General features: G+C 36.7%; 10 protein-coding genes and 1 tRNA gene. 1 reads left to right on the top strand and 10 read right to left on the bottom strand.

The features are described from left to right. Positions 1 to 223: 223 nt before the first annotated feature. The 7 genes from ACN1CD_RS23255 to ACN1CD_RS23225 all read right to left on the bottom strand — a co-directional run bounded on the left by ACN1CD_RS23255 (position 224) and on the right by ACN1CD_RS23225 (position 6,161). Positions 224 to 307: transfer RNA gene (locus ACN1CD_RS23255), tRNA-Leu, on the bottom strand. Positions 308 to 417: 110 nt separating this feature from the next. Beyond that, positions 418 to 1,182 carry an MBL fold metallo-hydrolase gene (locus tag ACN1CD_RS23250; protein WP_419132819.1) on the bottom strand — a complete coding sequence of 255 codons (765 nt, stop codon included), beginning with the start codon at positions 1,180 to 1,182 and terminating at the stop codon, positions 418 to 420. 49 nt (positions 1,183 to 1,231) lie between these two features. Then, positions 1,232 to 1,504, bottom strand: a complete 273-nt coding sequence (locus ACN1CD_RS23245) for a hypothetical protein (protein ID WP_419132818.1) — start codon at positions 1,502 to 1,504, stop codon at positions 1,232 to 1,234. 213 nt (positions 1,505 to 1,717) lie between these two features. Next, positions 1,718 to 2,341 carry a right-handed parallel beta-helix repeat-containing protein gene (locus tag ACN1CD_RS23240; protein WP_419132817.1) on the bottom strand — a complete coding sequence of 208 codons (624 nt, stop codon included), beginning with the start codon at positions 2,339 to 2,341 and terminating at the stop codon, positions 1,718 to 1,720. A gap of 104 nt (positions 2,342 to 2,445) precedes the next feature. Further along, the gene (locus ACN1CD_RS23235; protein ID WP_419132816.1) at positions 2,446 to 2,619 is read right to left on the bottom strand and encodes a hypothetical protein; all 174 of its coding nucleotides are present in this window, start codon (positions 2,617 to 2,619) and stop codon (positions 2,446 to 2,448) included. Between the two features lie 231 nt (positions 2,620 to 2,850). After that, complete coding sequence (locus ACN1CD_RS23230; protein ID WP_419132815.1) at positions 2,851 to 3,501, bottom strand: LolA family protein; 651 nt, start codon at positions 3,499 to 3,501, stop codon at positions 2,851 to 2,853. 59 nt (positions 3,502 to 3,560) lie between these two features. Further along, the gene (locus ACN1CD_RS23225; RefSeq protein ID WP_419132814.1) at positions 3,561 to 6,161 is read right to left on the bottom strand and encodes a DNA translocase FtsK 4TM domain-containing protein; all 2,601 of its coding nucleotides are present in this window, start codon (positions 6,159 to 6,161) and stop codon (positions 3,561 to 3,563) included. A 344-nt stretch (positions 6,162 to 6,505) separates the two neighbouring features. Here ACN1CD_RS23225 and ACN1CD_RS23220 point away from each other — a divergent pair, with 344 nt between their 5' ends. Then, positions 6,506 to 7,159 carry an ankyrin repeat domain-containing protein gene (locus ACN1CD_RS23220; protein ID WP_419132813.1) on the top strand — a complete coding sequence of 218 codons (654 nt, stop codon included), beginning with the start codon at positions 6,506 to 6,508 and terminating at the stop codon, positions 7,157 to 7,159. Positions 7,160 to 7,674: 515 nt separating this feature from the next. Here the strand turns inward: ACN1CD_RS23220 and ACN1CD_RS23215 are convergent. The 3 genes from ACN1CD_RS23215 to ACN1CD_RS23205 form a co-directional block, all read right to left on the bottom strand. After that, positions 7,675 to 7,893: a PspC domain-containing protein gene (locus ACN1CD_RS23215; RefSeq protein WP_419132812.1), complete on the bottom strand. Its 219-nt coding sequence runs from the start codon at positions 7,891 to 7,893 to the stop codon at positions 7,675 to 7,677. A 134-nt stretch (positions 7,894 to 8,027) separates the two neighbouring features. After that, positions 8,028 to 8,243, bottom strand: coding sequence for a hypothetical protein (locus ACN1CD_RS23210; RefSeq protein ID WP_419132811.1), 216 nt, complete (start codon positions 8,241 to 8,243; stop codon positions 8,028 to 8,030). Positions 8,244 to 8,890: 647 nt separating this feature from the next. Then, entirely contained in the window at positions 8,891 to 10,177 is a 1,287-nt protein-coding gene (locus ACN1CD_RS23205; RefSeq protein WP_419132810.1) for a DUF2851 family protein, read from the bottom strand. Positions 10,178 to 10,222 lie beyond the last annotated feature (45 nt).

Raw genomic sequence — 10,222 nt, 5'->3', positions numbered from 1 at the left:
CATTTAATGCGAAGGTCAAAGTATTCAGAGCAACATCAAGAGGTGTGCGAGATATCAAATTCTTCTTGTTCAGGTTATCGAAAATATATGCTTAATTTTTATCTCCCCCAACTTTTCCGCTTGATCCCTTATTAGTTGTCATTGTCCGTATGTAAAAAGGTATGCTCACAAAAAACAAAGCCCTGTAAGTATCTAGTTTACAAGGCTTTTAATTTAATTATTGTACCCAAGAGGAGATTCGAACTCCCACACCCATACAGGCGCCAGCCCCTCAAGCTGGTGCGTCTACCGATTCCGCCACCTGGGTATTACTATTAAATCATTCCCGAAGGCATCTACCATCCCGATAGCTATCGGGATCGCCACCTGGGTTTGTGCTACAAATATAATTTAATTTTGGATTTCTGAAACACTCATTTACAATTCAATTTTCAGGCCATCGTAAGCCAGCCTGATATTAGCAGGAAGATCTTTCTCTACTTCTTCGTGCAAGCCTAAATTATGACTGATGTGCGTCAGGTAAGTGGTTTCTGCACCAACTCTTTCGGCAAATGAAATCGCTTCTGCTAACGTAAAATGTGAAATATGCGGTTCCTTTTGCAAGGCATTGATGACTAATATTTTAGAACCCTTTATTTTTTCAAACGAATGATCTGGAATGGTTTTCGCATCTGTGATGTAGGTAAAATCTCCAATCCGATAGCCAGTAATTGGCAGTAAATGATGCATCACCTCGAAAGGAATAATGGTATTCGCTCCTATCTCGAAGCTTTCTCCATTATTAACAGTATGCAGCTTAATTTGCGGTAAACCAAAGTATTTTGTGTCTGCAAAGATATAGTAAAATTCACGTTTCAACGCCGTTTGCACCCGATCGGTGGCATAAACATCAATTACCTTTTGTCGCAAATAATTAAAAGGTCTTATATCATCCAGCCCTGCAATATGATCTTTATGTTCATGGGTAAAGAGAACAGCATCTAAATCCTTTACCTTTTCACGCAGCAGCTGATATCGGAAATCAGGGCCACTATCCACTACAATGGTTTTATCAGCAAGTTCCACCAGAATTGAAGTTCTTAACCGATTGTTACGCTTATCATCAGATTGGCAAACCTCACAATTGCAAGAAATTACCGGAACACCCTGAGAGGTACCAGTACCTAAAAAAGTAACCTTCATCCTTTTAAACTTTCCTTTTTAAATGAGTAACCCCTGTGATTTTTTAACATCAAAATAATTTGGTTTGTTGTAACGAATGAAAGAATTGTCGCTGCTTTTCGTCAAGCATGTTCTCATCTGGATTGGTTTCCTTCACCAGGCTTACCAGAGCCGCAATTTTACCTTCTAAACTTGAAAACTTATTTACGACGATAATTTTGTTATGCTCCAACAGACATGAACCGGTTTTAAAATTTCCCTTTTCATAACGAACTTTAAAACCCATTGCGAAAAGCAATTGTTCTAATTTTTCTAACGAATGATTGGTTAATGGCAGCGACATTAAAACAAACTTAGAGAAATCTGTGGAGCATTCATAAAGACGAGCTGATTTTTTTACCAAATGTGGTAATAGTCATCAGATGAATACGAGCAATAGCCGATATTTATCCGATAACTAAAAGAAAATTAGTGCATCTGCTTTACAAAAGCTTAAATTATCTTAATAAAAAAAGGTTCAGCTGTTTCCAACTTAACCTTATTCGGAGAGATTTTTTTAGTTAATTCGGTTAAAAAGCACTTTTACATTACCCGAGCCACCGCTGCCCGTAGTGGTAATATACCCTTTGTTTCCATTTCCATCATAACCACTTCCTTTATTATTGCTGGCAGTACAATTGGTAACTGTATGTGCAACATTTTGTCCGGCACTACCCAACTTAAAACCATTTCCATCTCCATTCGTACCATAACCGTTATTGGTGGCAGTACAATTATTTATCACCACTGTATAGGGCTGTCCGTATAAATCCCAGCCATCATCAGAATTATGGTAGGCATTGCAGGAATTAAACTGATTACCAGCACCAGCAGATAATTTACAAGCATATCCATCTGCATTTTCACCTCCATTAGCCACATCATAATTATCATACGAGGTAGAGTTGTTTATGATGTTATGATGTCCGCCATTGTAAATTTGCAGTCCAGAATTTTTATTACCGTAGGTAGTTACCTTATTTATATAGTTATAACCTCCTGTTTGGAACACAATACCACAGTCAGGTGCATTTCTAATGGTCATATTAGTAATATTCCAATAACTCCCATTTACTTTAACGCCCCAATTGGTACCAGAAATTCCGGAACAATCCAGTATCCCTCCGGTAAAATTAATCATGGAACTTGATGTACCGCTCTTCAACAATGGAAGTGTGCTGGTTAGATAGATGGTACCACTTAAAGTGATAACATCGCCTGGTTGCGCATTTGATATGGCTGATTTTAAGGCAGCTCCGTAGTTACTATTGAACTTACAGCTGCAGCTGCGGGTCCTGCTTTGTTTGGCTGAGCGATAGATTGACCATCTGCAACTTCAGCAGCAGTAGTATTGTCTTTCTTGCATCCGAACAATGCAATAGCCATACCGAGTAAGAGAATACCTAAATTATTTTTCATGATTTAGATTTATTTTTAGTTATGAAATTAATTATTTAGCTACGCAATCTTTCCCGCAATAGAAAAACAATTAAAATTACAAAATTGAATATCTGGCATGTAGTCAATTATACGTAAACCAGAATAAAGATGACGGACTGAATAAAAAAGAAGCGATTTAACAGGAAACATCCTGATTAAATCGCTTCTTATATGAGCTGCGCTGAAATAGTGCGCCCCATGAGTAATCTGTTATCTTAAATCTACCACTTCAACGCCTGGGTATTTCTTTGCATCGAATGCAAAAGTAGTCTCCGGAACTTTTACATTAGGTGAAAAAGTTTTAACGCTATAAGTATACTTGTTTCCATTTTTATCGAACAAAACAACATTGGCAATTTGTTTGGCAGCTTTATCGATGCTCAAACGAACTTTGAAAATTGCTTTTTTAGCATCAACAGGGGTTAAATCTATCATCTGATAAGTTTTAGCACCAACTTTTTGCTCTCCGGTGTAGAGGTATTTAAATCCTTTTTCATAAACGGTGAATATTTTAGCCGGATTAATACCTTCTCCACTATTGTCTACGTTACTTACCTGAACTTCTTTGTCTTTTTTCAAGTAAGTCCACTGGCTCTTACCATCACTAAATAATTCTTGGTTTGTCATCGCCACTTTATATTTATTAGAGTTGGCTTTAACGTACAACGTACCTTGCTGCGTTTCCTTTACTTTGGCTTTTGGATTATCTAACGTGAATGAAAAATCGGTTTTAACAACGTCGTACGACTTATATTTTTTACTCACTTCTGCTAAAATTGCTTTAGCTTTTGCATCAGTCTGCGCATAGGTTGAGGTGGTAAAAGCAACTATAACCATTGCTGCTGAAATTAATTTCTTCATCTTGTGTATTTTAATTTTCTTATGAAACGTTAGAATAGATTTTTCCGTATTGGTTCAATCTAATCTTTGTTGTTCATATTATTCAAGAATTGTTCCAAAGCATATTCATCAGGGTATAAAACTTCGCGGGCTTTACTTCCTTCGAACGGACCAACAATACCTGCAGCTTCCAATTGGTCAATAATTCTTCCTGCACGGTTATAACCCAACTTTAATTTCCGTTGGATAAGTGATGTAGAACCTTGCTGGTGCATCACGATTAGTCGTGCAGCATCTTCAAAGTGTTTATCCCGTTCATTTGGATCAAAATCTGCCTTACTTCCTTCACCAGCTTCATCAATATATTCTGGTAATTGATAAGCATCAGCGTAACCACGTTGATTACCGATAAATTCAGAAATCCGATCCACCTCTGGTGTATCGACAAATGCACACTGTAGCCTGATTAAGTCGCTTCCTGTTGATAAAAGCATATCTCCCCTACCAATCAACTGATCGGCACCGCCACTATCTAAAATGGTACGCGAATCAATTTTAGACAAAACCCTGAATGCTAACCTTGCCGGGAAGTTGGCCTTAATTGTACCCGTAATAATATTAACCGAGGGACGTTGAGTAGCCAGCACCAGGTGGATTCCAATGGCACGTGCCAACTGTGCTAAACGGGCGATAGGCGCTTCTACCTCTTTACCAGCTGTCATCATCAAATCGGCAAACTCATCTACCACCAATACAATAAATGGCAAAAACCGATGGCCGTTATTTGGGTTGAGCTTCCGCTTGATAAATTTATCATTGTATTCCTTCAAATTCCTCACCTGCGCATCTTTCAATAAATCATAACGTTGATCCATCTCAATACAAAGTGAGTTTAAGGTATTTACAACTTTTTTAGTATCGGTAATAATGGCGTCAGCCTCTCCCGGAAGTTTTGCCAAAAAGTGTCGCTCAATTCTGTTGAACAGCGTCAACTCTACCTTTTTCGGATCAACCAATACAAACTTTAATTGTGCAGGATGTTTTTTAAATAACAGGGAAACTAAGATGGCATTAATACCAACCGATTTACCTTGCCCTGTTGCACCGGCCACCAATAAGTGAGGCATTTTTGCCAAATCGGCGATAAATACTTCGTTGCTGATGGTTTTCCCTAAAGCAATTGGAAGATCCATGGTATTGGAAGTCCACTTTTCGGTATTTAAAATGCTTCTCATTGGCACCATTTCGGGGTGTTGATTCGGAACTTCGATACCAATTGTCCCTTTCCCTGGCATTGGAGCGATAATCCTAATTCCGAGCGCTGCTAATGAAAGCGCGATATCATCTTCTAAATTTTTGATCTTCGAAATTCGAACGCCAGGTGCAGGGATAATTTCATAAAGTGTTACCGTTGGACCGATAGTCGCTTTAATTTTATCGATTTCAATGTTATAGTGGTTGAGGGTTTCAACGATTTTATTTTTATTGGCCTCCAGTTCTTCTGCGTTAACTGAAATTTTATTGGTACCGTAATTTTCTAATAAATCTACTGTTGGATATCGGTAACCAGACAGGTCTAATTTTTCGTCGTAATTACCAAATTGCTCCACTAAGTCATCTGACTTTTTCTCTTCCTCCGTTTTTTCTATGGTAAAGGTAGGCTCGTTTTCTTCTTCTATAATGGGTTCCACCGTTAGTGGCATGGCTCCTGCTGTAGAAACGGCCATCGGTAAATTGGTAGCCATTGGCGATAAAACCACGGGAGCAACTGAGGGTTCTTCGACCTCTGGCTGCTCAAATCTGCTTGGCTGTAACACAACGTTCTGCTGTTTTCTTTCCTTTACTGCAAGCGGTTTTTCGCGAACAGGAAATTCAATCGGAGAAGAGCTTTCATCTTCGGTTTCTCTTTTATTGGCAAACTTCTCTCTTACCTCATTAACAAAATCTGGCGTTTCATTATCCAGGTACACTTCTTTCTCTTTACGCTCAGGGAATTTAAAATCGATGTTATAAGCGATGATCAGGATGGTTAAACCAGCAAAAGCAATTAAACCGGCAACCCCTGCGGCTCCAATCTGAGCTGCTAATAATTTATTACTCCAGTAACCAAATTCGCCCTCAACATAATGTGGAGATTCTGTCCAGAAGCTATGGGCAAAGCCCAGGGTTAAAGAAATAAACAACAAAAAGAAAAAACTGTAGCCCAGCGTTTTTGAAATGGAAAGAATTTTAACCTTAAATAATAAGCGGTAACCAATAATAAAAAATGCCAAAACAAATAGGAAGGATGCAATACCAAACCACTCGTAAATAAATTGGTGCGATAATAATGCACCGAATTTACCTAACCAGTTTTGCACAACAGGCGTAGTTACACCAGCATCTTTTAGTTCTTCTGATGTTTTAAATAAGTTTCCCCAGCCACCATTGGCATCAATTACATAACTCTGGTCATCTTGCCAGGTAAATAAATAGGAGGTAAAAGCAATTAAGAAATAGAGTGAAAGAATAACGAAAAACAGACCCACAATTTTTATTGCACGACCATCCTGCAAATCGAAATTTGGCAAGTAATCTCTCTTTTCTTTTGGCTGGCGATTAAAAGATGGCCTGCCTGATGCATTCTCAGCACCTTTATCTCTGAATGTATTGGTTTTAAACTGGTTTCCCCTTACCGCCATTTTCTATCCTAATAATGATTAACGAACAAATATAAAATATATAGTTGTATCTATCGTGATTTTAAATCCACACGAAATTAAATAAAAGATTAATCACCACTTAAACCTTCAACAGAAAATCCTGTCTATTATTTCAACAGCACACAAGTTGTACGTTTTACATGAAACGGATTTTGTTTTAGGTTTTATCCCGTTTAGCTTGGAGAGGCTAAACGGGATTTTTATTAGATAAAAATGTTAATACTCATTCAATCCTCTGAAAAAACCAACATATAGTTCCTGAAATTAGATAATTACTTATTTTTTACTAATTTAAGTCAGTTTTTTAAATAAGATTATTCTATATGGACATCGCGCAACTTGAAGCACAGATTGAGATGGGAAATTTCCAGGCAGTTAAAGAAATTTTGGTCGAAAACCCTAGATTGGCGAATACCAATACGTCACATCAAATTTCACCATTATTATTAGCCTGCTATTATAAAAAGCAACAAATTGCTGATTTGATTCTGGAATTTACCGATGATCTAACCTTATTCGAAGCCTGTGCAGTGGGTAAATTTGATGCCGCTACATTACTTATTTTTCAAAATCCGGCAAGCATTAATACCTTTTCTGAAGATGGTTTCACGCCTCTTGGTTTGGCATGTTATTTTGGCCATGAAGATTTAGCCCGGTTTTTGGTATTGAAGGGTGCTGATGTTAATCTGGCCTCAAAAAACGGCTTCAATGTTTTTCCTATCCACTCTGCTGTAGCTTCTAACAATACAGGAATCACTAAAATGCTTTTAGATGCCGGTGCATATCCAAACGTTTGTCAAAAGGCAGGTTTGGCTCCCTTACATACTGCGGCACAACTCGGAAATATTGAGTTAATTATTTTACTGCTTGAACATGGTGCAGAAGTAAGCTTACGAATGGAAGGCGGAAAATTGCCTGCAGATTTAGCCGCAGAAAAGGGTTTTAATGAAATAGCAGAGATTTTGAGGGAGGATTGACCCCCTAGCCCCCTAAAGGGGGAATGAAAACCCACAGTAAAAAGCCAGAGCAAAAACTAATCTATATATCTAATATAGTAATATTTTAACCTACTAACCTACAGGTTGGTGTCTCACCAACCTGCTTAAGTTTTATCACATTTAATTTATGGGCATGAGTTTTTTAGTTGACGAGAGAGACACCAACAGATAGACAGAAACTTCTATTAACTTCAAATAACGTCTGAGGAATTAATTTTTAGACTACTGGACATGACCAAGAGCAAGACAGTTCTCTTTTTTTAATTTGGTAAGACACCAACATAGATAGAAACTTCTGTTAACTTCAAATAACGTCTGAGGAAATTAATTTTTAGACTACCGGACATGAGCAAGAGCAAGACAGTTCCCCTTTTTTTAATTTGGTAAGACACCAAGAACTTCTGTTAACTTCAAATAACGTCTGAGGAAATTAATTTTTGAACTACTTGATATGACTAAGCGCAAGGCAGTTCCCCTTTAGGGGCGGAGGGGTCCTACTCCCAAATCCACAATCGCATTTTCTTCATATACGTTCTGATATCCAGCACTATGGCTGCAAGGAAATAAAATAATATCGGAAAACCTACTGCTAAGAAAGAAGAATATATAAAAAACAAACGAACTTTCGCCGTGCTCATATTTAGCTTACTAGCTAGATAAGTAGAAACACCAAAGCTTCGTTGCTCAAAATAGGTAATGATTCTCTGAAACATTTTTAGCTTATTTTAAATCTAAATCACCAGACAAATTAAATAAAGCGAAATAACTACGCCACTTCCAATACTAATTTAGTCATAATATTCAAGTAAACGTACTAAACTATCATGTAATGACTAATTTAGAAATACTAATCTAAGATTAGCTTCTCAGAATCCTGCTTATCTTCATGTTTGATAAAGAGAATCTGCTGATCATCCAGATGGGCATATTTTTTTTTCAATTCATTCTTAAATTTTTCAATATCAACGTTAGCCTTCAATATAACGGTTAGTGCGTCAGCATTTCCTCTTACTTCGATAATTTTATCTGGATAATGCTCTTTAAGTTCGTGTGGAAATTCCATAATACTAAAACATGGTTTAAGTGATAATGTTTGATGCTGTAATTTTTAAATTTGATACCTGAAAACGATCAAACAGGTACTTATACGCTTGTTTGAATACCTAATCATTGTGAATAACCATCATATCAAACTTTTTCCTTAGCGATTTACTTTCAGCAATATAGCAATTACTTATAAGAACTTTATTTTAGGATAATTGCTGTCAGGAAATGCTAACGAATACCGCATATAAACAATTAAAGCCTTACATGCTGCAAGGCTTTAATTTATAAATAGATATCTATCCAGATAACTAATTATTTAATCTAAATCATACAATTACCTGCATGAGCTGTAAATCTAAATCGTCCCGTTGATTTAATTCTAACTATCACGAAGATAATGCATTAAGTATTGCGAAAACTACGCTATTTCATAAAAGGGTAATTATACCTTTTATGAATATGCAACATTTATATGCTAAAATGTATTTTTAACAAGACCCAAAACACCAATTGATAATCTCCTACGATTTCTTTTAAATCAACTTATTATAAAGTGTAATCACCATCAAACAACAAATGAACAGCAGGCACTATTTCTAAATTAAATATGGAAGACTCTCTGTTATTGAATAAGTTATCTTAAAACATGCCATGGTTGACAGTCTATTTCACTTGCTTTAATATCTTGATGCCAATGCCGCATGATAAACATTTTTTTTGATCGCAGTATTGCTTTTTCAATTGAAGAATTGCCTGCGAGGCAAAGGCATTCTCGATTTTAACTCCTGCTTCAATGAATTTATCGGTAATTGCATTTTTTTCCGCTGGCAAACTTTCCAGAAGACGAATGGCTCTGCTGATGTAAAACTGTGTTCCCGTATGTTTTCCATAGGCAAACAAAAACAGCGCTATCGTATTCAACAGGATATTATCAATAGAGCTTTTGCCAATCTGTATGCTGACACTCTCTGCCGTTTTCTTAAAATGGTAGTGCGATTGCCAGTAACTGTTGACTGGCAAATTCTCAAACAAGCTTCGTAATTCTGCAAGACCCTGTATTTCTATAATCTTTGAAAACAGATGATTAGACTTCGTAATCAGTGCGGCAAATTGTGCTAAACGAATAGTAGGAAAATTTTGTGGCCGCATCCTCATAAACTTCCAGTTCGTTGCTTCTACTGGTTTGATATTGTACTTTTTTTGAAGAAATTGAAATTCTTTTTTCAGCAATTCCGGGTATTCTTCTTTAAACTCATCATTCAGAAACCCGGCAGAACCGAAAACCAAAGCTTCAATTTGTTGAGGATTGTTTTTGTGCTTACCAAAGATCTGCTGAGGAACTACCTTTGCTACAAGCTCAAAAGGCAAAGCATTTACTTTAAATCCAAAGTTACGGGCGAGGAAATGATAAAAAGTCTCATCCCAATTTCCTTTTGATTGAATTAATGTTTCTAGTACAGTTTGAGTTTTTTGCTCAAATCTTTCAATCAATGTTCTGGAAAGAAAGGAGTCTATGATAAGTGGATCTACTGTTTGAATCTGTGCAGCACATGGAAAATCATTTAAGGTTAAAAATAAATTGGCATACCTGTCAATCAATTCGCTTGAAATTCTATCTTTCAATACCAAAACTGGTAAAACAGATCCATCCATCCGCTTAATTTCAACATCGTCTTCGTAGACCACGTGCAAAATCACGTTGTCATATGATTGATCTATTTGATGGTTGTGCTTTAGCCAATCAGACGATTTAATGTGTATCTCAACATTTCCAGCCCAAACCGTCTCCCCTATTTTTATCTTGGCATTGCTAAAGTCGGGACCTGCGTTCTTATTTAAAAAACCTTGATGAATAATGGTTAGGTTTTCTCCACCGACTACAGTTAGATCCTTGTAGTCGAAAGATCTGAACTGCCAAACATAATGAAGAAAATCTTCCGGAAAATTCATACTTGAAGGTAATAAATATTCCTAAAAGTTTTAAATTTTACATTT

The sequence above is a fragment of the Pedobacter sp. N23S346 genome, from assembly GCF_048515415.1.
In the GTDB taxonomy this organism is placed as follows: domain Bacteria; phylum Bacteroidota; class Bacteroidia; order Sphingobacteriales; family Sphingobacteriaceae; genus Pedobacter.
This window is presented reverse-complemented; position numbering and strand designations above follow the sequence as displayed.